General features: G+C 68.8%; 24 protein-coding genes, 1 tRNA gene and 1 pseudogene. 17 read left to right on the top strand and 9 right to left on the bottom strand.

What is annotated here, in order from left to right; translation table 11 throughout:
- Positions 1-42 precede the first annotated feature (42 nt).
- Together ACE2AC_RS13280 and ACE2AC_RS13275 are read right to left on the bottom strand one after the other, a co-directional pair.
- Positions 43-675 carry a ribonuclease HII gene (locus ACE2AC_RS13280; protein WP_375687772.1) on the bottom strand — a complete coding sequence of 211 codons (633 nt, stop codon included), beginning with the start codon at positions 673-675 and terminating at the stop codon, positions 43-45.
- A 132-nt stretch (positions 676-807) separates the two neighbouring features.
- Positions 808-1287, bottom strand: a complete 480-nt coding sequence (locus ACE2AC_RS13275; protein WP_375687771.1) for a hypothetical protein — start codon at positions 1285-1287, stop codon at positions 808-810.
- 194 nt (positions 1288-1481) lie between these two features.
- On the opposite strand from ACE2AC_RS13275, the gene ACE2AC_RS13270 reads away from it, so the two are divergent.
- Both ACE2AC_RS13270 and ACE2AC_RS13265 read left to right on the top strand, forming a co-directional pair.
- Positions 1482-1769, top strand: coding sequence for a hypothetical protein (locus ACE2AC_RS13270; protein WP_375687770.1), 288 nt, complete (start codon positions 1482-1484; stop codon positions 1767-1769).
- Complete coding sequence (locus tag ACE2AC_RS13265) at positions 1741-2445, top strand: transcriptional regulator (protein WP_375687768.1); 705 nt, start codon at positions 1741-1743, stop codon at positions 2443-2445. Before ACE2AC_RS13270 ends, ACE2AC_RS13265 begins: the two co-directional genes overlap by 29 nt.
- Here the strand turns inward: ACE2AC_RS13265 and ACE2AC_RS13260 are convergent.
- The 3 genes from ACE2AC_RS13260 to ACE2AC_RS13250 form a co-directional block, all read right to left on the bottom strand.
- On the bottom strand, positions 2429-3433 hold the full coding sequence (locus ACE2AC_RS13260; RefSeq protein ID WP_375687766.1) for a 2-dehydropantoate 2-reductase: 1005 nt from the start codon (positions 3431-3433) through the stop codon (positions 2429-2431). The genes ACE2AC_RS13265 and ACE2AC_RS13260 overlap by 17 nt on opposite strands.
- On the bottom strand, positions 3430-5070 hold the full coding sequence (locus ACE2AC_RS13255) for an FAD-binding dehydrogenase (RefSeq protein ID WP_375687764.1): 1641 nt from the start codon (positions 5068-5070) through the stop codon (positions 3430-3432). Before ACE2AC_RS13255 ends, ACE2AC_RS13260 begins: the two co-directional genes overlap by 4 nt.
- A gap of 328 nt (positions 5071-5398) precedes the next feature.
- Positions 5399-5475: transfer RNA gene (locus tag ACE2AC_RS13250), tRNA-Arg, on the bottom strand.
- A 205-nt stretch (positions 5476-5680) separates the two neighbouring features.
- On the opposite strand from ACE2AC_RS13250, the gene ACE2AC_RS13245 reads away from it, so the two are divergent.
- The 3 genes from ACE2AC_RS13245 (at position 5681) to ACE2AC_RS13235 (ending at position 10421) form a co-directional block, all read left to right on the top strand.
- A complete protein-coding gene (locus ACE2AC_RS13245) occupies positions 5681-8077 on the top strand; it encodes a methyl-accepting chemotaxis protein (protein ID WP_375687762.1) in 2397 nt (798 codons plus the stop codon).
- 182 nt (positions 8078-8259) lie between these two features.
- Positions 8260-9213 (top strand): LacI family DNA-binding transcriptional regulator, encoded by a 954-nt coding sequence (locus tag ACE2AC_RS13240; protein ID WP_375687760.1) that lies wholly within the window; start codon positions 8260-8262, stop codon positions 9211-9213.
- A 2-nt stretch (positions 9214-9215) separates the two neighbouring features.
- A complete protein-coding gene (locus ACE2AC_RS13235; protein ID WP_375687759.1) occupies positions 9216-10421 on the top strand; it encodes a winged helix-turn-helix domain-containing protein in 1206 nt (401 codons plus the stop codon).
- Here ACE2AC_RS13235 and ACE2AC_RS13230 read toward each other — a convergent pair.
- On the bottom strand, positions 10418-11206 hold the full coding sequence (locus ACE2AC_RS13230; RefSeq protein ID WP_375687757.1) for an FAD binding domain-containing protein: 789 nt from the start codon (positions 11204-11206) through the stop codon (positions 10418-10420). The genes ACE2AC_RS13235 and ACE2AC_RS13230 overlap by 4 nt on opposite strands.
- Positions 11207-11347: 141 nt before the next feature.
- On the opposite strand from ACE2AC_RS13230, the gene ACE2AC_RS13225 reads away from it, so the two are divergent.
- Positions 11348-12256 (top strand): NADP-dependent oxidoreductase, encoded by a 909-nt coding sequence (locus ACE2AC_RS13225; RefSeq protein ID WP_375687755.1) that lies wholly within the window; start codon positions 11348-11350, stop codon positions 12254-12256.
- Positions 12257-12304: 48 nt separating this feature from the next.
- Positions 12305-13018 carry a TetR/AcrR family transcriptional regulator gene (locus ACE2AC_RS13220; protein ID WP_375687753.1) on the top strand — a complete coding sequence of 238 codons (714 nt, stop codon included), beginning with the start codon at positions 12305-12307 and terminating at the stop codon, positions 13016-13018.
- Positions 13019-13026: 8 nt separating this feature from the next.
- On the opposite strand, the gene ACE2AC_RS13215 is transcribed toward ACE2AC_RS13220, so the two are convergent.
- From ACE2AC_RS13215 to ACE2AC_RS13205, 3 genes are all read right to left on the bottom strand, one after another.
- A complete protein-coding gene (locus ACE2AC_RS13215; protein WP_375687751.1) occupies positions 13027-14193 on the bottom strand; it encodes an acetate/propionate family kinase in 1167 nt (388 codons plus the stop codon).
- Complete coding sequence (locus ACE2AC_RS13210) at positions 14193-15578, bottom strand: bifunctional enoyl-CoA hydratase/phosphate acetyltransferase (RefSeq protein ID WP_375687750.1); 1386 nt, start codon at positions 15576-15578, stop codon at positions 14193-14195. Before ACE2AC_RS13210 ends, ACE2AC_RS13215 begins: the two co-directional genes overlap by 1 nt.
- Before the next feature lie 137 nt (positions 15579-15715).
- Positions 15716-16813: a cytochrome C gene (locus ACE2AC_RS13205; protein WP_375687748.1), complete on the bottom strand. Its 1098-nt coding sequence runs from the start codon at positions 16811-16813 to the stop codon at positions 15716-15718.
- Positions 16814-16997: 184 nt separating this feature from the next.
- Between ACE2AC_RS13205 and ACE2AC_RS13200 the strand changes: the two are divergent.
- The 10 genes and pseudogenes from ACE2AC_RS13200 to ACE2AC_RS13155 all read left to right on the top strand — a co-directional run.
- A pseudogene (locus ACE2AC_RS13200) lies at positions 16998-17237 on the top strand (hypothetical protein); the annotation flags it as partial.
- A gap of 137 nt (positions 17238-17374) precedes the next feature.
- Positions 17375-18280 carry a Na(+)-translocating NADH-quinone reductase subunit A gene (locus ACE2AC_RS13195; RefSeq protein ID WP_375687746.1) on the top strand — a complete coding sequence of 302 codons (906 nt, stop codon included), beginning with the start codon at positions 17375-17377 and terminating at the stop codon, positions 18278-18280.
- Positions 18277-19053, top strand: coding sequence for an RnfABCDGE type electron transport complex subunit D (locus tag ACE2AC_RS13190; RefSeq protein ID WP_375687744.1), 777 nt, complete (start codon positions 18277-18279; stop codon positions 19051-19053). The genes ACE2AC_RS13195 and ACE2AC_RS13190 overlap by 4 nt, the downstream gene beginning before the upstream one ends.
- Positions 19046-19846 carry an FMN-binding protein gene (locus ACE2AC_RS13185; RefSeq protein ID WP_375687742.1) on the top strand — a complete coding sequence of 267 codons (801 nt, stop codon included), beginning with the start codon at positions 19046-19048 and terminating at the stop codon, positions 19844-19846. Before ACE2AC_RS13190 ends, ACE2AC_RS13185 begins: the two co-directional genes overlap by 8 nt.
- Positions 19847-19849: 3 nt before the next feature.
- Positions 19850-20515: an NADH:ubiquinone reductase (Na(+)-transporting) subunit D gene (locus ACE2AC_RS13180; RefSeq protein ID WP_375687740.1), complete on the top strand. Its 666-nt coding sequence runs from the start codon at positions 19850-19852 to the stop codon at positions 20513-20515.
- A complete protein-coding gene (gene nqrE / locus ACE2AC_RS13175; RefSeq protein ID WP_375687738.1) occupies positions 20512-21123 on the top strand; it encodes an NADH:ubiquinone reductase (Na(+)-transporting) subunit E in 612 nt (203 codons plus the stop codon). The genes ACE2AC_RS13180 and nqrE overlap by 4 nt, the downstream gene beginning before the upstream one ends.
- On the top strand, positions 21120-22340 hold the full coding sequence (gene nqrF / locus ACE2AC_RS13170; RefSeq protein WP_375687736.1) for an NADH:ubiquinone reductase (Na(+)-transporting) subunit F: 1221 nt from the start codon (positions 21120-21122) through the stop codon (positions 22338-22340). Before nqrE ends, nqrF begins: the two co-directional genes overlap by 4 nt.
- 3 nt (positions 22341-22343) lie before the next feature.
- Positions 22344-23318 (top strand): FAD:protein FMN transferase, encoded by a 975-nt coding sequence (locus ACE2AC_RS13165; RefSeq protein WP_375687735.1) that lies wholly within the window; start codon positions 22344-22346, stop codon positions 23316-23318.
- 3 nt (positions 23319-23321) lie between these two features.
- Positions 23322-23501: a hypothetical protein gene (locus tag ACE2AC_RS13160; RefSeq protein ID WP_375687733.1), complete on the top strand. Its 180-nt coding sequence runs from the start codon at positions 23322-23324 to the stop codon at positions 23499-23501.
- Entirely contained in the window at positions 23494-23886 is a 393-nt protein-coding gene (locus ACE2AC_RS13155; protein ID WP_375687731.1) for a CBS domain-containing protein, read from the top strand. Before ACE2AC_RS13160 ends, ACE2AC_RS13155 begins: the two co-directional genes overlap by 8 nt.
- Positions 23887-24040: the final 154 nt, after the last annotated feature.

Here is a 24040-nt window from a genome sequence, read left to right as displayed (position 1 = left end):
AGATGAGTCAAAGCCGAATCGTGGTCAATTTCTATTTTTGAATCAAGAGGTTATCGCGGAGTCTTTACACAAGATATTGTGGATGGGCGCGAAGGATCTTCTATGGTGTGGGGTTACGCCAAGATTTAGGAGCGCGGCCATGTGGCTTTTTGATCCATATCCGGCGTTCGTCTCCCAGCCGTAGCCGGGGAAGTGTTGCGCGAGATCCCGCATGATCGCATCGCGGGCCACTTTCGCCACGATCGAGGCCGCGGCGATGGAAACGGACCGCGCGTCACCCTTCACCACCGCCTCGGCGGGGAGCGTCAGGTCGCGCGGGATCATGTTGCCGTCGATCAGCACGTGACAGGGCGGCGTGGCGAGCCCGGCGAGCGCCCGGCACATGGCGAGGTGGCTGGCGCGCAGGATGTTGAGCGCGTCGATCTCCTCGACCGTGGCATGGGCGATCGAGACCTCGGCCACCGCCAGGATCTCCGCGTTCAGCGCGACGCGGCGCTTTTCCGTCAGCTTCTTTGAATCGTTCAGCCCGGCGGGGATGCGGGCCGGGTCCAGCACGACGGCGGCGGCGGTGACCGGCCCGGCCAGCGGGCCGCGGCCGACCTCGTCCACGCCGGCGACACGCAGGGCACCGCGCTCATGCGCGGCGGTTTCAAGCAGGAAATCAGGGATCGACATGATGCGGTTGAACCGCAGGGCCGGGCGCTTGGCAAGGGTGGCGTGGCGCGTTCCGGACAGAAAAAGGCCCCGGCGCTGCTCGGTCCGCCGGGGCCACCCCCCACCATGGGGGATGCGTGGGGGGAAACGCGGTCAGTTCACGCGGAAGCCCGACCGGGCGAGGCAGCGGTCGGTATAGACGAACTGCGGGCCACGATGGGCGCGGGTGGCGGTGACGCACTGGCCCGGCACGTTGCGGGCGATGCGCGGGTGCTGCTGGACGCAGTCGTAGCCATAGCCGCTGACCGTGCCGTTCGGCGTGCGGACGTTCACCCGGCACGAGGCGGGCATGATGTTCGCGCGGCCGTGGTCCCGTCCGTGGTCGCGGTCATAGCCGCGGCCCGGGCGGTGATCGCGGCGATCGTCCCAGTCGGGGCGATACCGGGTGACATGATCGTCACGGTCGTTGTCGCGGGTGTTCTTGTCGTGCAGCGCCTTGCCGATGATGACGAGCGCGGTGGCGCCGGCCAGGAATTTCACGAGGTCGTCGTTGTTGCGCGCCTGCGCCGGGGCCGCGATCGCGGTGACCGAGAGTGCGGCGGCGAGGATGGTGGCGATGAACTTGCGTGCCATTGTAGTGGTCCTTTCGGGGTTGCGGGCCGGGCCCGGTCTCTGGCCGCCGGATCAGCCCGGGGCGGTTTGTGATGCCGCCAACCTGGGGCCGGCCCCCGAAATCGGGCAATAACAGCCCGCCGCTATCGGATAACACGCCCCCCAAACCCCTTGCGTTATTGAATATCCGTCGCCGCGCAGGCAATTATCTGCGCATGAGACACATCCTCTTCTCCTTCCTCGCCGCCGCCCTTATCACCGGGGCTCCGGTCGCCGCGCAGGCGGCCTGCTATGCCGACTACAAGGCGCGACGCGACAACCCGCTGAAACTGCACTACGGGGTGATGCAGGTGTCGTCCTGCGACCGGAACGGCGCGCGGGGCGAGGTCGAGCAGCGTCTGGCGCAGAACGGCTGGACGCTCCTCAACGTGCTGAGCGTGTTCGACGAGTCGGGGCTGGAGGGGAAGAAGGCCAATGCAGGACAATACTACCTTCGCTTCTGATGCCCGCCGCACCGGGACCCGCGCGGTCACCTGGGGCCTGATCGCCATTGTCGCGGTGCTGGTGATCGGTGGCGTGCTGCTGTTCCTGAACCTGCCCGACGCCAACGCCTTCAACGACCGCGTCGCCGCCATCTTTTCCGAGAACGACAACCTGCAAAGCCAGGCCGAGGTGAAGCTGCTCGAAATCCTCGCGCAGTCCGGCACCGCCTTTTCCGAGACGCTTCAAAGCTACCGGATGGTGATCTTTGTCCTGCTGGTATTCTCAACCGCGCTGCTGCTGGCAGCGCTGGTCTTCCTCGTCCTGCTGATCACCATGAACCGACGCATGGCCCAGATCGAACGCGCCGGGATCGAGGTGAACTCCCTCCTGATCTCGCGCGATGAAAAGACCGTCTACCTCAACAACCTCGGGTTCAAGCTGACCGATGCGGCGATGGAGACCCTGGCCGTTCTGGCCGAGGCGCGGATGGACGACGACGTGCTCTCGGGCGTGCAGATCGAGGCGATGATTTCCGGCCGCCCCGAGATCGACTGCGACGAGGCGGCGGGCGCGACCCGGATCAAGCGGCTGCGGGACACGCTGGGCAACCAGATCGTCAGCGAACTGCTGGTCAAGAACATCGCGCGGCGCGGCTACATGCTGGCCGTGGGCAAGGATGTCATCCGGGTGATCTGATCCCGGCGATCCGCGCGCGGGCGGCGGCGCCCGTCAGCCGGGGGGACGCGCCTTCGGCAAAGGTCGCATCCGTCATCGCGATCACCGCGTCGATGGTGGGCGTCGGCACGCCGACCTCGCGCCCGGCCTCGGACACCTTTCCGTTCAGCCACGGCAGTTCCGACGGCCGCCCGGCCGCAAGGTCCTGCGCCATCGAGGTGCGGGCCTGCGGGTCGATCCGCAGCATCGCGCTGGCCAGGACACGGAAGATCGGCGTCGGCAGGCGCAGGACGCGGGGCACGATTCGGGGCTCGACCTTGCCCATGCGTTCCAGCGTGATCCCCTTGGCACGGGCGACGGCGATGGTCTCGGCCGCGCAGTCCGCACCGATCCGGCGCCAGTCGCGGTCCATCAGGTGGTCGCGCAACGGCAGGCCCGACAGGGCGTTCAGGGGATTGTTCAGGTTCAGGATCAGCTTCGACCACTGCACCCCGGTCATGTTGTCGTGGGTCGTGGCGGGCAACCCCGCGCCGTGCATCTGCTGGGCCAGCCGCAGGGCGGCGGGGCCGACCATGATCTCGCCCTCGGTGGCCTGCAGGAAATGATGCGCCTCGGGGCGGATGACGTTGAAGCCGACCATGCCGGGCACGACCCGGTCACCGCCAAGCCGCGCGGAGAGGGTTTCGACGTTGCCGAGGCCGTTCTGCAGGCTGACCACCACCGCCGTGGCGGCGGCGTGGGCGGCAATCACCTCGGCCGCGCCGGCGGTGTCGGCGCTCTTGGTACAAAGCAGGATGGTTTCCGCCGCGCCCAGCCCCTCGGGCCCGGTCAGCGTGATCTCGTTCGGCGGCACCTCGCGCGCCGCGCCGCCCCAGGGGGTCACGGTCAGCCCGCCCTCGAGCGCCCGCGGCGGGCCGGACCGGCCGACGAAGGTCACCGGCACGCCCGAGGACGCCAGCATCCCGCCGACGAACCCGCCGATGGCACCCGCGCCGAGGACCGCGATCATCCCGCCGCCCGCCCGGCCATGCGGCCCGAGAACAGGCAGCCGCCCAGGAACGTGCCCTCGAGCGCGTTGTACCCGTGATAGCCGCCGCCGCCAAAGCCCGCCGCCTCGCCCGCCGCAAAGAGCCCTTCGATTGGCGTGCCGTCCACGGACAGGACCCGTCCGTCCAGGTCGGTCTCGATCCCGCCCAGGGTCTTGCGGGTTAGGATGTGCAGCTTGACCGCGATCAGCGGGCCGTTGCCGGGATCGAGGATCTGGTGCGGTTTCGCGGTGCGGATCAGCTTGTCGCCGCGGTAGTTGCGCGCGCCGCGCAGGGCGACGACCTGCAGGTCCTTGGCGAAGGGATTGGTCAGCTGCCGGTCGCGGGCGAGGATCTGGTCGCGCAGGTGCTGTAGGTCGATCCGGCCGGTGCCGATCGCGTTCATCCCCTGCACGAGGCTCTCCAGGTCGTCCGCGACGACGAAATCCGCGCCCTTCTCCTTGAACGCCTCGACCGGCGGCGGGGCGCCCTTGCCGCGGCGCGATTTCAGCACCTCGATCCACTTGCCCGAGGTGAAGTCGGGGTTCTGTTCCGACCCCGACAGGGCAAACTCCTTCTCGATGATCTTCTGGGTCAGGACGAACCACGAATGATCGTGCCCCCGCGTGCAGATTTCGCGCAGGGTCGACATGGTGTCAAAGCCGGGCAGACAGGGTACCGGCAGGCGCTGCCCCTCGGCGTCGAACCACATCGAGGACGGGCCGGGCAGGATGCGGATCCCGTGGTGCGGCCAGATCGGGTCCCAGTTCCGGATGCCCTCGGTGTAATGCCACATGCGGTCGCGGTTGATGATCGAGGCGCCGGCATCCTCGGCGATGCCGATCATCCGTCCATCGACATGTTCGGGCACGCCCGAGATCATCGTCGCGGGCGGCGGGCCCAGCCGGTCCACGGGCCAGTTCTTGCGCACGAGGTCGAAGTTCGCGCCGATCCCGCCGGAGGCGACGATCACGGCATCCGCCTCCATCCGGAAATCGCCGGTCACCTCGCGGGGCGAGGCCGCGCCGCGCGCGACGTCCGTGTCGGCCAGAACAGAGCCTGATACGGCACGAACGCGCCCGTCCGACACCTCGAGCCGGTCGACCCGGTGGCGGAAGGCAAAGGTGATCCGCCCGGCGTCCTCGTGGGCAAGAACGCTTTTCACGAACGGCGCCAGCACCCCCGGCCCGGTGCCCCAGGTCAGGTGGAAGCGCGGCACCGAGTTGCCGTGCCCGCCCGCCATGCCGCCACCGCGCTCGGCCCAGCCGACCACTGGGAACCACGTCAGCCCGAGGCCCGACAGCCAGCCGCGCATTTCGCCGGCGGCAAATTCCAGGTAGGCCGAGGCCCAGCGACGCGGCCATTCATCCTCGACCCGGTCGAACCCGGCCGATCCCATCCAGTCGTCGCGCGCCAGTTCGATCGAATCCCGGATGCCCATGCGGCGCTGCTCCGGCGTGTCGACCATGAAGAGCCCGCCCAGCGACCAGAACGCCTGTCCGCCCAGGTTCTGCCGCCCTTCCTGGTCGATCACCGTCACCGTCCTGCCGCGCGCGGCCAGCTCATGCGCGGCGACCAGGCCGGCCAGACCCGCCCCGATCACGATCGCATCGCTCGTCATGGCATCCTCCCTCTGTCCTCGGGATCAGCCTAGACGGAAGGTGACGTGCACGGAAAGAGGCATGGCGCGGGCATGCGAAACGACGCGCAGACAAAAAGCGGATTCTTTTGTCATCTTTGATTCAGGTCAAATCGGGCTCGCCTGCCCTTGCGGTATCCGGACCCCGGTGCAATCGACAGGGTCCGTGCCGGGATGGGTAACGAGTAACAATGGCACACGGACCAGGGCCGCAAACGATTGGGGCAGATGCGCGGGCAGGCTGATCAAGACCGCGCACGGGAACTGCGGCGTCGGTTGCACCACATTTCAGGACAGGCGGGTGGCAAGCTGGTGACCCCGACAGGATTCGAACCTGTAACCTGCCCCTTAGGAGGGGGCTGCTCTATCCAGTTGAGCCACGGGGCCGCCGGTGCCCCTCTTACCCCGGTCCTCGGGCCTTGTCATCCGCAGATGCCCGGCGCCCGGTTCTGAAAATTCTCGCTATTTTTGTCGCTTCCGGGCGATGGCGGCGATCTCGATTAAGCGGGCGTTAAAGCGCGGGATGCAATGTCCGGCTCCGATCGCATGGACCGGCGCCGCCGGTGCGCGTTGCATGGAAAGGACCCGTGGCATGAACGCTCCCGAACCCAGCAAGCCCTCGGAACCTGGCCGCGGATGGTCTCCGTTCCGGCGGATGCTGAACCTGCGGCTGGTGGTCAAGCTGCCGCTGGTGATCAGCGGGCTGACCCTGGTGGTGGCCGTCGTGCTGACGGTCAGCTCGATCCGCGACGGCCGGGTGATCCTCGAGGAACAGATCCGCAGCCAGTTCGAGGGCACCGTCGCCGGGCGGATCAACGTGATCGAACAACTGCTGCGCAACGCCCGCCTTGACACCGCGACACAGGCGGAAAACCCGACGGTCCGCGCCGCGATGGCCAGTTTCCAGCTCAGCTGGAACGCGGTCGAGGGCGACACCGCCGCGCAGCTGCAGAAGGACTACGTGCAGGACAATCCGCACCCGGCCGGGGCGCGGGACGAACTGGTGAGCACCGGCGATTCGAACCAGTACGACCTGGTGCATCGCAAATTCCACCCGTATTTCCGCGCGATCCTCGATTCCAAGGGCTACCCCGACGCCTACCTCGTCAATGCGGGCGGGCAGGTGATCTATTCGGTCAAGAAGGGCCCGGATTACGCGACCGACCTGACCGGCGGCACCTTCGGGTCCACCGACCTGGCCAGGGCCTGGCGCGACACCACCACGGCGCGGCCCGGCGACGTGGTGTTCTACGACATCTCGGAATACGCCGGCAGCGGCGGCGGAGCGGCAGGGTTCCTCGCCACGCCGATCTTCAACCGGCAGGGCGCCTTCGAGGGGGCGCTGATCTTCCAGATCTCGTCACGCGGGCTCGACGCGATCGCCGGCAACACGCAGGGTCTGGGAAGCACCGGGCAGGTCTACATCGTGGGCGAGGATTACCGCCTGCGCAGCAATCCGACCCATGCCAGCGGGCTGAAGGTGCTGGACCCGGTGCCGCCCCAGCCGATCATCGACGCCGCCCTGCGCGGCGAGACGTCGGAGTTCACTCTGGTCGAGGGGCTTTCGGGCCAGCCGGTCTGGGCCATCGCCACCGGGATGACCTTTCTTGGCCGGTCGATGGCCGTCATGGTCGAAGAGGACGCGGCCGAGGTCATGGGCCCGATGAACCAGCTGCGGAACACGCTGGTCATGCAATCGGTCGTGCTGTCGCTCGTCATCGGCGTGATCGGCATCTTCTTTGCCCGCGCCATCGCCAAGCCGTTCTCGGCGATCGGCGACTCGGTCACCCGGATGAGCCGGGACGACTTCGTCACGCCAATCCCCTACCGCGCCCGCGGTGACGATGTCGGCGACCTGGCCCGTAACCTCGAGAACCTGCGCGAAAAGCTCTCGGCCGCGGACCGGGCGCAATCCGAACAGCGCCGCCGCGCGGCGGAACAGCAGGCGGTGGTGGAACAGCTTTCCGCCGGGATCAGCAAGCTGGCGGGCGGCGACCTGACCGCCAAGATCGCGGACAGCTTCGCCGCGGAATACGAGGGGCTGCGCAACGCCTTCAACAGCGCGCTGGAGCGTCTGAACGAAACGATGACGGGCCTGATCTCGGCCACCAAGCAGATCGACACCAACTCCCGCGATGTCGAGAACGCGTCGAACGAGCTGAGCCAGAAGGCGATCGAACAGGCCGCCAGCCTCGAAGAGACGGCGGCCGCCATCACCGAGCTGTCGGCCTCGGTCAAGTCCACCGCCGACGCGGCGGGCGAGGCCGACACCGTGATGAGCCGGGCCAAGTCCGACGCCGAGGCCAGCGGCAACGAGGTCAAGCGCGCGATGACCGCGATGGACCAGATCGCCTCCTCGTCGCAGAAGATCACGCAGGTCACCTCGGTCATCGAGGACCTGGCGTTCCAGACCAACCTTCTCGCGCTGAACGCCGGGGTCGAGGCCGCCCGTGCCGGCGAGGCCGGGCGCGGCTTTGCCGTGGTCGCGTCCGAGGTGCGGGCGCTGGCGCAGCGGTCCTCGGACGCGGCCAAGGAGATCAACGGCCTGATCCAGGAAAGCGCCGACAACGTGACCAATGGCGTGGACCTCGTGGAAAAGGCGGGCAAGAGCTTCGAGAGCCTGATCCTCGACTTCGAAAAGGTCTCGGCCTCGGTCTCGTCCATCGCGGCGGCGGCGCGGGAACAGTCGGTCGGCCTGTCCGAGATCAACACCGCCGTCGACCAGCTGGACGGCGTGACGCAGAAGAACGCGGCCGTGGCGACCGAGGTGCATGGCACCGGCAAGGTGATGGTGAACGAAGCGGCCAAGCTGAACCGCATCGCCGCGCATTTCCGCATCGACCCGAACGCTCCGGCCACGGTGATGCAGGCCGCACCGCCGGTGCCGCAGCCCCCGATGGTGCAGCCCGCGGCCAAGGTCGCGGCAGCGGGCGGCGGGGCGATCATGGGGGTCGAGGATTTGTCCGACGACGTATGGGCCGAGTTCTGAGCCCCGGGGCGGGGCTTTCCGCCGGGAATGTGGCCATTGCGCGGCGCGGGCCGCTGGCCGCTTGATCCGGTTCCGGGGTTCGCGGTAACACTGAAGTCCAGCAGCAGGACATCGCCGTGACCCGACAAGATCCGCGCCCGTTGACGCTCCGCGACGTATCCGAGGCTTCGGGCGTTTCAGAAATGACCGTCAGCCGCGTTTTGCGCAACCGTGGCGATGTGTCCGAGGCGACCCGCGAAAAGGTCCTGCAGGCCGCCAAGCAGCTGGGCTACGTCCCGAACAAGATCGCCGGCGCGCTGGCCAGCCAGCGGGTCAATCTGGTCGCCGTGATCATCCCTTCGATGTCGAACCTCGTCTTTCCCGAGGTGATGACCGGCATCAGCCGCTGCCTGGAACAGACCGAGCTGCAGCCGGTGGTCGGCCTGACCGACTACCTTCCCGAGAAGGAAGAGAAGGTCCTCTACGAGATGCTGTCCTGGCGGCCGTCCGGGGTGATCATCGCGGGGCTGGAGCATTCGGACGCCTCGCGCGCCATGCTGCGCGCCGCCGGGATCCCGGTGGTCGAGATCATGGACACCGACGGCACGCCGATCGATTCCATGGTCGGCATCTCGCACCGCCGGGCCGGGCGCGAGATCGGGCAAGCGATCCTGGCCGCGGGCCACAAGCGGATCGGCTTCCTCGGCAGCGGTGTCGGCCTTGACCATCGCGCCCGCAAGCGGTTCGAAGGCTTCACCGAGGCACTGGCCAAGGGCGGGGTCGAGATCGCGGACCAGGAGTTCTATTCCGGCGGCTCCGCGCTCGCCAAGGGGCGCGAGATGACGGCGGCCATGATGGAGCGGACGCCAGACCTCGATTTCCTTTATTATTCCAATGACCTGATCGGCGCAGGTGGGTTGCTGTGGATGATCGAAAAAGGTTATGACGTGCCCGGCGATGTCGGCATGGCGGGCTTCAACGGGGTGCGCCTGCTGTCGGGCCTGCCGCGCAAGCTGGCGACCATCGATTCCTGCCGGGACGAGATCGGCTACCGCGCCGCCCAGATCATCGCCGACCGCCTCAAGGACGACGGCGGACCGGGCCAGAAGGTCGAGCTGACGCCGACGCTCGACCGCGGCGACACGATGCGCGGCTGACGATGGCGCCCCGGCCGCGCCTGGCGAACCGCGACGCGCGGCGCGTCTTTCTGCACCGCCACCTTCTGGGCGCGGCGCCGCAGGGGCCGGGCAAGGGCGACGACCTGATGCAGGTGATCCGCGACCTGGGCTTCGTGCAGGTCGACAGCGTGAACACCGTCGAACGTGCCCATCACATGATCCTCTTTGCACGGCGCCCGGCCTATCGGCCCAGGCACCTGAAGCCGCTGCTGGAAAAGCACCGGCTGCTGTTCGAACACTGGACCCACGACGCGGCGATCATCCCGGTGGACTACTTTCCGCACTGGCGCCTGCGCTTCGCGCGCGATGGCGACCGGCTGCACGAGAAGTGGGAAAACTGGCAGGGCGCGGCCTATCGCGACGAACTGGACCGCGTGCTGGCGCATGTGTCCGAACACGGTCCCGTCCGGTCCGGAGACCTAGCCGAGGATCGGCCCAAGGGCCAGTCCGGCGGCTGGTGGAACTGGCACCCGTCGAAGGCGGCGATGGAGTACCTCTGGCGCAGCGGCCAGCTGTCGGTCTGCCACCGCGAGGGGTTCACCAAGGTCTACGACCTGACCGCCAACGTCGTGCCCGCCGCGACTCTGGCCGAGCATCCTCCGCGCGCTGAGAGCATCGACTGGCTGAACCACGGGGCGCTCGACCGGCTGGGGTTCGCGACCTCGGGCCATGTCGCGGCCTTCTGGGCGCATGTCACCCCGCAGGAGGCGGCGACCTGGTGCCGGGACGAGGAAGCCGCCGGCCGGTTGGAGCGGATCGATGTCGAGGGTGCGGACGGCCGGACCCGTCCGCATTACGCCCGCCCCGGCCTGATCGACGAGGCGCAGGCCCTGCCGGAGGTGACCGGACGGCTGCGTATCCTCAGCCCCTTCGATCCTGCCCTGCGCGACCGCAACCGGGCGGAATTCCTGTTCGGGTTCTACTACCGGATCGAGATCTTCGTGCCCGAGGCGAGGCGGCAGTACGGGTACTACGTGTTCCCGATCCTCGAGGGCGACCGCCTGGTCGGTCGGATCGACATGACCGCGCGGGCCGCCGATGGCGCGCTGGCCGTGCGCCGGATCTGGATGGAGCCGGGCCTGACCCTGTCAAAGGCGCGGCTGGCCCGGCTCGAGGCCGAGCTGGCGCGCGTCGCACGCTTCGTGGGGGTCGAGGGCGTGACCTACGCTCCCGGATGGATGGATTAGGCTGCGGCCTTGACGGCGCGGCCGGTCAGCACCTTGACCAGGTGGGCGCGGTACTCGGGCGTGCCGTGCAGGTCGCCGATCATGCCGTCGGGCGACACGGTCAGGCCCGCGATCGCATCGGGCGAGAAGTTGGCGCTCAGCGCCTCCTCGGCCTCGGTCCAGCGGAACACGCCATCCTCGCTTGCCCCGGTCACGGCAACACCGACGCGGTCCGCGTATTTCGCCAGGAACACGCCGGTCAGCGGAAAGCGCGACGCGGGCTGTTCGAATTTCTGGTAGTTCGACGCCTCGGGGATCGGGAACTTCACGCCGGTCACGATCTCGCCCTCGTCGAGGGCGGTGGTGAAGAGGCCCTGGAAGAAGTCGTCGGCCGCGATCTCGCGCGCGTTGGTCACCACGGTCGCACCGGTGGCCAGCACGGCCGAGGGGTAGCAGGCCGCCGGGTCGTTGTTGGCGACCGAGCCGCCGATGGTGCCCCGGTTGCGCACCGCCGGATCGCCGATCTTGCCAGCCAGGTAGGCGAGGCCCGGAAATGCCTCGGCCGCGTCGCGCGCCACGGTGGCGTGGTTGGTGGCCCCGCCGATCGTCATCACGCCGTCGGCGATGCTGATGCCCTTCAGGTCCTCGATGCCCAGAAGGCTGACCAGGGTTTCGGGCATGGCAAGCCGTTGCTTCATCGTCGGGATCAGGGTCTGACCGCCGGACAGCGGCTGCGCCTCGTCGCCCTGCAGGGCGGCAAGGGCCTCGTCCAGGGTCTTGGGCTTCACAAGCTCGAAATTGTACATCCGGTGTCTCCCTGGCGGTCGCGGCGAGGTCTGGGTTGCGCATACCCTCGGGCGGGCGCGGGGGCATGTCAATGGTGGGTGGTGGACCACGCCGCCGCGGCCAGTATGGTGGCGCGAAAGAAGGAGGGGCACATGCGAGTCATGGAATTTCAGGAATATGGCGGGCCCGAGGTGCTGCAGCCGGCGGATCGTCCCGATCCGGTCCCGGGCGCGGGCGAGGTGCTGGTCGAGATCCGGGCGGCCAGCGTGAACGCCGCCGACTGGAAGGTGCGGCGCGGCAAGAGCATCCAGTCGCACAAGCTGCCGCACGTGCCGGGGCGCGATTTTTCCGGCGTGGTGGTGGCGGTCGGTGACGGCGCGGACCTGGGCCTGGGCGACGAGGTCTTCGGCGTCTGCCCGCAGGAGACCGAGGGCGCCTATGCCAGCCACATCGTCTTTCCGGCCGCGTTGCTGGCGCTGAAGCCGCGCAACCTGAGCCATGTCGAAACCGCCGCCATCGCGCTGACCGGCCTGACCTCGATGGTCGGGATCGAGGACACGCTGGCGCTCAAGCGGGGCGAAAAGCTCCTGGTGCAGGGCGGCGCCGGGGGTGTCGGCGGAATGGCGATCCAGCTGGCGCATCACCTGGGCGCCGAGGTCGCGGCGACCGCGCGGGCCGGAAACCACGACTACCTGCGCCAGCTGGGATGCGACCTGCCGATCGACTACCGCGATGCCGACCTCGGCGCGGTGCTGGGGGATCGCGACGCCGTGCTCGACTGCGTCGGCGGGGCCACCGTGGCGGGCAGCTTCGCCGCGCTCCGGCCCGGCGGGCGGGCGGCCTTCATCGGATCCGGCGCCAGCGCGCCCGAGGCGCCGCGCGACGATGTCACGTCGCTGCGTCCGGCGGTGACGCGCAGCCGTGAACGGCTGGCCCGCGTCGTGGCGCATATCGAGGCCGGGGCCTTTGCGCCGGGCGAGATCCACGAGATGCCCTTGGCCGAGGCGGCGCGGGCGCATGAGCTGAGCGAGGGGATGCATGTGCGCGGCAAGATTGTCCTGGTCCCGTGACCTCGCGGCGGAGTTGACAGGTGGCGGGCGGGCGGACCAAGCTCAAACATGGGTTTGAAACTTGTCACCGAACCGGATGCCCCGGCCGCCCGCCGGATCCTCGACGCCGCCGAGATGTTGTTCGCGCGGCACGGGGTCAATGCCACTTCGGTCCGGCAGATCACCCGCGAGGCAGGGGTCAACGTCGCCTCGGTGAACTACTACTTCGGCTCAAAGGATGACCTGGCCGAAGCGGTGTTCGAACGGGTCATCGCGCGCGTCACCGCTGACCGTCTGGCCGGGCTCAAGCGCATCGTCGAGACGGCCGAGGCGGCGGGCACGCCGCCCGACCTTGCCGCCGTGGTGTCGAGCTTCATCGAGCCCTACATGGGCGACGGGAACGAGGACCAGGGCGTGCTGCTGGCGCGGTTCATCCTGTCGCACCGCCTGTCGCCCGACGGCGCAACCAAGCGGATCGTGGACACCCACCTCAACCCGATGGCGCAGGCCTATGTCGCCGCGATGGCCAAGGCCGCGCCGGGGGTGGATGGGACCGAGCTTTACTGGCGCTACCTGCTGATGGTCAGCGCGACGGTCCTGACCAGCACCGAGGACCGGTCCGAAGACCGCCTGCGCGCACTGTCCGACGGCCGGGCCAGCGTCGCGGACAGGTCAGCGGCGCGGGATGCACTCGTCAGCTTCGCGGTGGCCGGGATCCGGGCCGAGGCGGGCACGCGCTTTGTTGCCGGAACGCTGGAAAACCTCGAAACCGCCCCGGAATAGGGTTTGCTCTACACCCGCGCAGCCGCACGGGCGATGACCAGCTCCTCGTTTGTGGGGATCACCAGGACTTCGACGGCGGCCCCCTGTGGACTGATCCGCGTGGCGCCGTCGGCGTTGGCGGTTTCGTCCACCTCGATCCCGATCCAGCCGAGCCCGGCACAGACCTCGGCCCGGATCTGCGCCGCGTTCTCTCCGATGCCGCCGGTGAAGACGAGCGCATCGATCCCTTCCAGCGCGGCGGCCATGCCACCCAGTTCGCGCCGGATGCGGAAGGTGAAGTAATCGATCGCCTCCCGCGCGCGGGGATTGTCCGAGGCGAGCAGCGTGCGCATGTCGGCGCTGATGCCGGACATGCCCAGCAGGCCGGAGCGCCGGTTCAACAGGTCGCTGACCTCGGCCGGGGTCATGCCCTCCTGCTCGATCAGGTAGAGCAGGACGCCCGGATCGATCTGGCCCGAACGTGTGCCCATGGGCAGCCCGTCGAGTGCGGTGAAGCCCATGGACGATGCGATCGAGCGCCCGGCCCGTATCCCGCACATCGAGGCACCGTTGCCCAGGTGCGCGACCACCACGCGACCGGCATGAAGGTCGGGTGCGGTGTCGGCCAGGTGGCCGGTGATGTAGTCGTAGCTCAGGCCGTGAAACCCATAGCGCCGCACGCCCCGGTCGTAGTAGGCGCGGGGCAGGGCGAAGGTGTCGTTCACGAAGGGATGGTTGCGGTGAAAGGCGGTGTCGAAACAGCCGATCTGCCGGGCACGCGGAAACGCCGCCTGCGCGGCCCGGACACCGGCCAGGTTATGCGGCTGGTGCAGCGGTGCGAACGAGACATAGCCTGCCAGCGTCTCGAGCGCGTCCTCGGTCAGTTCGACCGGCGCGGCAAAGCTCAGCCCGCCATGAACGATCCGGTGGCCCACGGTCGCGACCTCGACATGCCCGAAATGCGTCTCTAACGCTTGCAAGATCGCCCTCAGCGCCATGTCGTGCGCGGGCGAGCCGGGATCGGGCAGGCGGGTGTCCATCAGGCGGTACCCGGCGCCGTCCTTCACGTGCATCACGACGTCTCCGTGTGCCCGTTCCACCATGCCGCCGCCGATCAGCCCGGGCGCGTCGCCCGGGGTGAACAGCCCGAACTTGATCGAGGAGGAGCCCGCGTTGAGGACGAGGATGTGGCTCATCAGGCGCCCCCGGCCCGCGCATGGTGCAGCGCCGCGACCGCGCAGGAGGCGAGGCGGCTCATGTCGTTGTCGGCGCGGCTGTTCAGGATGATCGGCACTCGTGCGCCAAGGACCAGTCCGGCCGCCTCGGCATGCGAGATGTAGGTCAGTTGCTTGGCCAGCATGTTGCCGGCGTCGATATCGGGCACCACCAGCACCTCGGCCCGCCCCGCGACGGGGGAATTGATCCCCTTGGTCCGCGCGGCGGCAAGGTCGACGGCATTGTCCATCGCCAGCGGACCGTCGACCAGCCCGCCTGTGATCTGGCCGCGTTCGGCCATCTTGGACAGCAGCGCCGCGTCGATCGACGAGGGCATGTCGGGATTGACCGTCTCCACCGCCGAGAGGACGCCGACCTTGGGGTCCTCGATCCCGATGGAGCGGGCGAGGTCGATGGCGTTCTGCACGATGTCGACCTTGGTCTTGAGGTCCGGCGCGATGTTGATGGCCGCGTCCGACACCAGCAGCGGATGCGCCAGCCCCGGCACGTCCATCACGAAGACATGGGTCAGCCGCCGCCCCGCCCGCAACCCGGCGTCGCGGTCCAGCGTGGCCCTGAGCAGCAGGTCGGTGTGCAGGTGCCCCTTCATCAGCGCCTGCGCCTTGCCCTGCCGGATCAGTGCGACGGCACTGCGGGCCGCGGCGTCATGGTTGGCCTCGGGCAGGATCTCGACACCCGAGAGATCGGCGCCGATGCTGTCGGCAGCCGCCATGATCCGGTCGGGCGCGCCGACCAGGATCGGCGTGATCAGCGTGTGGCGCGCCGCCAGGAGGGCGCCGCCAAGGCTTTTCGGTTCCTCCGGGCAGACCACGGCCGTGACCAGCGGCGGCAGCGGTTCGGCCTGCTTCAGCAGACGCTCGAAATGCCGGTGCCGCTGGACGATCAGGCCGGGCAGGTCGCGGCTGTCGTAGTGCAGCTTGATCCGCGGCGCCTCCACCTCGGCCACGCCGGACAGAATCAGGGCGTCGTCCGACAGGCGCGTCACCTCGGTCGCCAGCGTGACGATGCGGGTGTCGTCGTTGCGGGCGGTGACCGTGACCCGTGACAGCAGCTCGTCCCCGGCATGGGCGCGGGCGTGAAACTGGAAGCTTTGCGCGTGGTAGCGGGTGCCGGCGCCGGGCAGGACATTTCCCAGCACGGCCGAAATCAGCGCGCCGACGAAGAGGCCGGGGGCGATCGCCTCGTTCTCGCCGTCGCCATCGCCGTCGGCGTCAAAGATGTGCAGCGGGTTGTGGTTGCCCGAGACATTGGCAAAGACCAGCAGGTCGTCGACGGTGATCAGCCGCTTTAGTTCCGACGTGTCGCCCACGCGGATCTCGTCGAAGGTCCTGTTTTCGATCTGCATGCCGCCCTCCTGCCGCGCTGCCCTTACCCCGCGCGGGAACGGCGCGAGAGTCAATGCCACGGCCATCGGATCATCCGGCTGTGACAGGCCCATGTCGGAGGTGGCGGGATCCCGCGCCCATGGGACGGGCGCGGGCCTCAGCGGCTGATGCCGGTCTCGGCGATGTCGCGGCCAAGCGCGGTGCCGAGGTCCTCGATGGAATCGTAGACCAGTTCGAGCGCGTAATGCGGATTGTGGACGTGGATCCCGCTGTCCGCGGTGACGAACTTCCAGTTGTAGGCCGCCTGCAGCAGTCGCGGGGTCCAGGCGTTGTAGGCCACGCCGCGTCCGTCCTGCTGGTCGGCGCGGCCGTCGCCGTTGGCGTCGGCGAAGAAATAGGGATGGTGCGCTCCGTCATAGACGATGGCGGTGCCCGCGACGTCACGCGCGTAGTCGCGGATCGTGGTCATCAAGAGGTCGGCGTTGCGGTTGATGTCGACAAAGATGCCCTGTTCCGAATTTCCGCTGCCGTCGTAGCTCTGGCGCGAGATGCGGATCGCGCGCGGATCGCCGGTCTGGTGACAGGTCAGGCAGGTTTCGGCCGCGACGGTCAGGCTGTGCGGGCTGTGGCAATTGACGCAGGTCTCGACCGGCTTGGCGTGCAGGAAGCGGCCCGTGTAGGTCTTGCCGGGATATTCGAACCCGTTCTGGCCGTATCCGCCCAGGTTGGTCGCCGCGGCGATGGCATAGTGCGGATTGACAAAGTTCAGCTCGGCGCTGGGCGTGTCGGGTTCGCTGTCGGCCGTCGCGCGCGAGACCGACACGCCGGCCGCGCGGCCCTGGTGGCAGGTCACGCAGGCGGCGTCGGCGGTGGTGACCGGGTGATCCACGCCCGACGGCAGGAGGATCGACGTCACCTTGCCGAGGTTCGGGTTGTGGCAGGTGTCGCAGTCGACCACGCCGCCGGTCGGCACCGGTTCGGCCGGAACGCCTGGATCGCTGCCGTCCAGCCCGTGGAACGACCGGAAGCCCTGGCCGGAATGACAGACCGCGCAGACCGGCGGGATCTCTCCGGCGTCGTTCCAGTGGCTGAAGGCCGGGGATGACGCGTGCGAATGACCCGAGCGGATCCAGGCCTCGATCGCGCGGGCATTCGGGATCTCGACCTGTTCGGGTGCGAAGGGGCCGGACCGCGGCATGACAAAGGTATTGGCCGGGGTGTCCTGCGCCTGTACCCCGCCGGTGGCGAGGCCCATCATCAATGCAAGCGCGGCAATAGCGCGGCGCGCGGCGGGGCGGAATGGAAGGGGGCTGGGCACGGTAAGAGCCTTGCTGAATTGTTTACTTTAAGTAAGGTCATGGTTGCATCGGTCGCTGGGCCGTACAACGTATTTTTGAAATGTCACTTTGGCTTACCCGGTTTGAGGGGGCGCGGGCCGGGTGCTGGCAGAGGTTGGCGCAGTGCTGAATTTCTGGACCAGGGGATTGAACATTCCGGTCGCCGCGGCCCCCGCGGACGATACCCCTGTCGAGGCCATCACCGACGAAGCCGCCCTGACCGCCGAGCTTTCCGACGACATGCGAATCGATCCGCTCGTGGCCGAGGGCGAGATGGTGGCACAGGGCGCGCCGCTCTTCCGCCTGCACCGCCAGCCCGAGGTGGTCATCTGCGCGCCGATGGCGGCCAAGGTCGCGCGGCTGTCCATTGCCAGCGGCCGGCGGTTCCAGAACGTCACGCTGTTCCACGAACCGGGGAGGGGCGGTTCCGCCATGCGGTCCCGTCCGGCGATGATCCGGCGGCGCTGCGGGCGGTGCTGTTGGCCAGCGGGCTGTGGACGGCGTTCCGGTCGCGGCCCTTTGGCCGCCACCCCGCGCCGGGTGACGTGCCCGTCGCGATCTTTGTCATGGCCGCGGACACCCGCCCGGGCGCCGTCGATCCGCGCCGGGCCATCGCGGGGCAGGATGAGGCCTTTGCCCGCGGGCTTGCCGCGCTCGACCGGCTGGCCGGTGAGCGGGTGGTCCTTTGCCAGTCCGGCGATGCGGCCTTGCCGGGGGTCGTGCGGGGCGACCGACTGCGCGTGCTGACCATGCCGCCGCTGCATCCGCATGGCCTGGCCGGGGTGCAGATCCACCGCCATTGTCCCGCCACGCCCGCGCGCCCCGTCTGGGACATCGCGGCCGAGGATGTGGCCGCCATCGGCGCGCTCCTCGGGGACGGCCATGTCGCGCCAACGCGCCTGGTCTCGGTCACCGGGACGGCGCTGCGGGCGGGGCGGCTGGTGCGCTGCCAACCCTGGGCGGACCTTCGCAGCCTCAGCCGGGGGCATGTCCGGCCCGGCCCGCACCGCCATGTCTCGGGCTCTGCACTCGACGGGCGGGAAACGCGCTGGCTCAGGCCGCGGGACCGGCAGGTGTCGGTCATGGTGCCGCCCGCACGGGGCGAGGATCACCACTGGTTCCTGTCGGCCCTGCGTGGCGCGCGGCGGCCGCTGCCGCTGATCCCGAGCGCGGCGATGGATCAGTCGCTGGGCGGAGCGATCCCGGCCATGCCGCTGCTGCGCGCGCTGTCGGTCGGCGACGCAGAGGCTGCGGCCCGGCTGGGCGTACTGTCGCTTCTGCCAGAGGACATGGCGCTGGCCGATTACCTCACCTGTTCCGAGCCGCGGCTGGCGCGTCTGCTGGCCGACATGCTGGCCGGGATCGAGCGGGAGGAGGTCGCATGACCCGCGGCATCTGGGATCGAGAGACGGTGGCGCTCCTCCTCCTGATCGCGGTGTTCCCGCTGGTGCTGACCTGGCTGATCGCGACGGGCATCGAGGGAGCCGCGCGGCTGGCGTTCTTCCTGGTGGTGGCCGGGATCTGGCACGTGATCTGGATGCTCGCCCGGGCACAGCCGCCGTCGCTGGCCGGCGCGCTGACCGCCGTGGCGCTGGCGATGCTGGCGCCCGAGGACCTCGGGCTGATCGCCCTCCTGCTGTCGACCAGCTTTGGCGTGGTGATGGCGGACCTGGCCTTTGGCGGCTGGGGGCGGAACGTGCTGAACCCCGGCACGGTGACGCTGGCCTTCATGGGCTTTGGCTATGCCACCGCGCCCTGGCCCGTGCTCGAGGTGCAGCTCGCTTGGGCGGCCGTGCCCGTCGGGCTGATCGGGGTCCTGGCCGGGGTGATATCTCCGGCGCTCCTCCTCGGGGCGGTGGCGGTGCTGGCGGTCGCGATGCTCTCGGGCCTCGACCTCGGCGGTGCGATGCCCGCGATCCTGGTGGTGCTAGTCCTGCTGGTGGCCGACCCGGTGGCCAGCGCGGCCTCGACCCTTGGCCGCTGGCTGACCGGCGGGCTTTACGGCGGGCTGGTCGTGCTGTTCGCGGCGAACTGGCAGGGGGTCGATCCGCTGCAGATGTGTGTGTCGGCGGCCCTGCTGACCTCGCTCGCCGCGCCGCTCTTTGACGAGGTGTCGCTGATGATCTGGTTGCAACGAAGAAAGCGGACGCATGGCTGACATGAACCCCGTGCACCTGTGGAAACGGATGCTGGCCCAACCGAATGACAGCCGGGGCAAGACGATCTTCGTGGCCTTCGCGACCGCGGTGATCTGCGCCGTCTTCGTCAGCGCGGCGACCGTGATCCTGCGGCCGATCCAGGCGGCGAACCGGGCGGCCGAGACGCAGCTGCGGCTGGAAACCCTGCTGGGCTCGATCCCCGGTATGACCGAGCTCTTGTCCGAGAACGAGGAGGCGACGCTGTCGACCGTGGTGATCGACCTCGACACCGGCCGGGCGGCGCAGGATGTCACGCCCGAAACGCTCGAGGCCGCGCTGGCGGACAGCGGCAACTGGACGGCGATCCCGGCGGGCGAGGATATCGCGGGCCTCGGCAGCCGGCCGAACTATGCCCAGATCTACATGCTGCGCGATGGCGATGACGTCGAGCTGGTGATCCTGCCGATCGCGGGCGCGGGCAGCCAGGGCCCGATCGAGGCAATGATCGCCATCGACGGCGACATGCAGACCATCGCGGGCCTCACCATCACCTCGCACGTGGAAACCCCGGGGCTTGGCGCGCGGATCGACGAACCAGCCTGGCAGGCGCAGTTCGCGGGCGTCCCGTTCCGCGACGCGCAGGGGAATGTCGAGTTCTCTGTCGCGCGCGGGCCTGCGACCAACGAATTCCAGGTCGACGGCATCACGGGCGCGACCCGGACCGGCAACGCGATGACGCAGATCGTGCGTTTCTGGCTGGGGCCGATGGGCTATGGCCCGCTGCTCGACGCCATCGCGCGGGGGGAGTTCTGAGCCATGGCCGATCGCACCAGCCTGAGACGGACGCTCACCGACCCGCTGCTGGACGGCAACCCGATCACGGTCCAGATCCTCGGCCTCTGCTCGGCGCTGGCGGTGACCACGACCCTCGACACCGCGCTGACGATGTCGGCCTCGCTGACCGTGGTGCTGGTGCTGTCGGCGCTGATCATCAGCACGATCCGGCGGCACATCCCGGATTCGATCCGGCTGATCGTGCAGATCGTCATCGTCGCCTCTCTGGTGATCGTGATCGACCAGTTCCTGCAGGCCTACCTGTTCGACATCAGCCAGCGCCTGTCGGTCTTTGTCAGTCTGATCACGACCAACTGCCTCGTCCTCGGCCGGACCGAGAGCTTTGCCCGGTCGAACCCGCCGGTGCCCTCGATGATCGACGCGCTCGGCAACGGGCTGGGCTATTCGCTGGTACTGGTGACCATCGCCTCGATCCGCGAGCTCTTTGGCGCGGGGACACTGCTGGGCCATACCATCCTGCCGACGGTGGATGACGGCGGCTGGTACGTGCCGCTGAACCTGATGCTGCTGGCGCCAAGTGCCTTCTTCCTTCTGGGCGGGCTGGTCTGGGCCCTGCGCAGCGCCCTGCCGGCCCAGGTCGAGGCGCCGGAGCACAAGCCCATCGAGGCGGCGGAGGTGCAGTCATGAGCGGCTTTTTCGCCCTCTTCCTCAGCGCGATGTTCGTCGAGAACATGCCGCTGGCGCTGTTCCTGGGCCTCTGCACCTTCATCGCCCTGTCGAAACGGCCCGAAACCGCCGTCGGCCTCGGCATCGCGATGATAGCGGTGATGGGCGTCACGGTACCGCTGAACCAGGTGATCTATTCCGCCGTCCTCGCCCCCGGCGCGTGGGGTTGGGCGGGCCTGCCGGACATCGACTTGTCGTACCTGTCGCTCCTGGCCTTCATCGGGCTGATCGCGGCGACGGTGCAGATGCTGGAAATGCTGCTGGAACGGTTCTTTCCCGCGATCCATTCCGCCTTCGGGGTGTTCCTGCCGCTGCTGACGGTGCAATGCGCGATCCTTGGCGGCAGCCTCTTCATGGTCGAACGGCGGTATGGCTTCGTCGACTCCATCGCCTACGGCCTCGGCAGCGGGGCGGGGTTCGCGATCGCGGTGCTGGTGCTGGCGGCGATCCGGTCGCGGCTGAGCTATGCCGACATGCCCGCCGGGCTGCGTGGCCTGGGCGTGACCTTCATGCTGGCCGGGATGATGTCGCTCGGCTTCGCCTCCTTCTGGCAGATGGCGTCGCCATGATCGAGATCCTCGCCGGCACCTTCGTCATCGTCGCGCTGGTCCTCGCGTTGACCTGGGCCCTTCTCCTGGCCCGCGACCGCCTGATCCCGCGCGAGGCGGCGACCGTGTCGGTGAATTCCGACCTCGCGATCGAGGCGCAGCGCGGCGACACGCTGCTGTCGGTGCTGCACGACGCGGGCCTCGCGATCCCAGCGGGGTGCGGCGGCAAGGGGACCTGCGGGCTCTGCCGCGTCACCGCGACCGGGGAGGGCGCGGGCGAGGCGCTGGCCGCCGAGCGCGGCATCCTCAGCGCGGCGGAACGGCGGGCGCATGTCCGGCTGGCCTGCCAGGTGACGGTGCGCGGGCCCGTGGACGTCACGGTGCCCGAGGACCTGATGAACGTCGAGACGCTGGAAGGGCGCGTCAGTTCCAACACCATGCTGGCACCGCAGATTCGCGAGCTGGTCATCGACCTGCCGGCGGGGCGAGAGATCGAGTTCCTGGCCGGAAACTTCATGCAGCTTGTCGCGCCGCCCTATGACATCGACTTTGCCGACATCGACGTGCCCGACCGGTTCGCGCAAAGCTGGGACGACGCGGGATGGCGCGACCTGCGCGCGACATCGCCGAAACAGGTGACGCGGGCCTATTCCATCGCCAACCGCCCCGAGGACCGCGGTCGCGCGGTGTTCAACATCCGCCTCGCGGTGCCGCCGGCCGGGCAGGAAGGGGCGATTCCTCCCGGAATCGTGTCGAGTTACCTCTTTTCACTGACACCCGGCGAGCCGGTGAACCTGTCTGGGCCCTACGGAGAATTCCATGCCCAGCCGACCGGGCGCGAGATGGTGTTCATCGGTGGCGGCGTGGGCATGGCCCCGCTCAGGGCGCTGATCCACGAACAGGTGGCACAGGGTGCGCCGCGCAAGATGACGTATTTCTACGGGGCGCGTTCGGCCATCGACCTCTTCTATGTCGAAGAGTTCGACCAGATCGCGGCGGCGCATCCCGGGTTCCGCTTTGTCCCGGCCCTGTCGGAACCGGCGCCGGGCGACCGCTGGACCGGGCCGACCGGGTTCATCCACGAACGGGTGCGCGACGCGCTCAAGGCGCATCCTGCGCCGGAGGATTGCGAATACTACCTCTGCGGGCCGCCGATGATGATCAGTTCGGTCATCTCGACGCTCCTGTCGCTGGGGGTGGAGCGGCATTCGATCTTCAACGACGATTTCGGGAGTTGAGACATGACTGACCGGACAATCATCCTGTCACGCCGGGGCTTCGTCACCGGATGCGCAGCGCTTGCAGCCACCCCGGCGCTGGCCGCGCCGCCCGTCCTGCGGGGCGCCGCGGCGACAGAAACGATCACCGGCAGCGCCTTTGCCACCGGCTGGCGGGTCGTGTTGCCATCAGGCCCGCGCCCCGACCTCGTCGCGCCGATTGCCGCGCTGCTGGCGGGGATCGACGCCGAGATGTCGCCCTGGCGCGATGACAGCGCGATCTCGTCGGTGAACGCGATGGCGCCGGGTGTCCGCGGCGTTTCGGAGGAGTTCGCCCAGGTGCTGGCGGCGGCGCAGGCATTGCAGGTCGCCAGCGGCGGCACCTTCGATCCGCGCGTCGGGCCGGCGGTGGCACAGTGGGGCTTCGGTCCGATCCACGCGGCGCCCGGCGCGGGGGCCTTTGCGCTGGAGGGGGGGCGGCTGGAAAAGAGCGGGACCGCGACGCTCGACCTCTGCGGGATAGCCAAGGGCCGGGCGCTGGACCGGGTGGCCGGCCTGTTGCGCGCGGGCGGCGAGGGCGATTTCCTGATCGAGATCGGTGGCGAGCTCATGGCCAACGGCCAGCACCCGGATAGCCGCCCATGGCGCATCGGGGTCGAGGATCCGCGACCCGGGGTGGCGGGCCTCGAAAGGGGCATCGACCTTGTGGACCGGGCAATTGCCACGTCGGGGCTGAAGACCCAGAGCTACATGCTGAACGGGCAGGTTTATGGCCACATCATCGACCCGCACGACATGCGCCCGGTGGCGGCGGGGCCGCTCGCCTCGGTCTCGGTCATGGCCGACAGCGCGATGATGGCCGACGGATGGGCGACCGCGCTGATGGCCGCCGGTCCCGAGGATGGGCCGCGACTGGCCGAAACCCATCGGATCGACGCGCTTTTCCTTTATTCAGAGCCGAATGGCCTGCGGGCCGTGACCACCGGCGGGATGGGCTAGGCCATGGAACTGCTGCTCGCCATCGGGGTGGTCGTCGTGTCGGTCGGGGCGCTGTCGCTTGGCCTTGCCCTGCGCGGGCGCGGGCCGGTGACGGCCTGCGAGGGGATGCGCTGCATCGGCGCGGAATGCGCGACCTGCCCGCACCGCCTGGCGCGCGAAGCGGCGGAGGGACGGCATGACTGAACGCACGATCGACGCCTACATGCAGCTGGATTTCCTGTCGCTGGCCCCGGACACGCCGATGAAGACGGCGATCGCCCGACTGGTCGAAACCGGCAGCCCGGCCGCCCCCGTGCTGGACGACGCGGGCCTGCTCGTCGGCGTGCTGACCCAGAAGGACTGTTTCGCCGCTGCGCTGAACTCGGCCTACTACCAGCAATGGTCGGGCACGGTGGACCAGCACATGACCCCCGCGGTCGAGACGATGGAGGCCGACACCGACATCGTGACCGCGGCCGAAACCTTCCAGGCCAGGCCCTATCGCGCCTTCCCGGTGGTGCGGGACGATGCCGTGGTCGGGATGCTGTCGCGGGCCGATCTGCTGGGCGCGTTCCTGGCCCTGGGATAGGTTCGGCGCCGAAAACTGGGCCTTTGCCGCCCGACGCGGCGCCTTTTTTTGTGCACGATCGCCGGGACTTGCCCGCGCCGCCGGGGAAACATGGCGAGTCGGTCGTTGACAACCGCGTGAAACTCGACCGAAAAGAACCAATCCGTATTTGGTT

This window comes from Pseudooceanicola sp. LIPI14-2-Ac024 (genome assembly GCF_042188925.1).
Classification (GTDB): domain Bacteria; phylum Pseudomonadota; class Alphaproteobacteria; order Rhodobacterales; family Rhodobacteraceae; genus Pseudooceanicola.
Note: the sequence above shows the minus strand (reverse complement) of the source record. Positions and strands in the feature narration are given on the sequence as shown.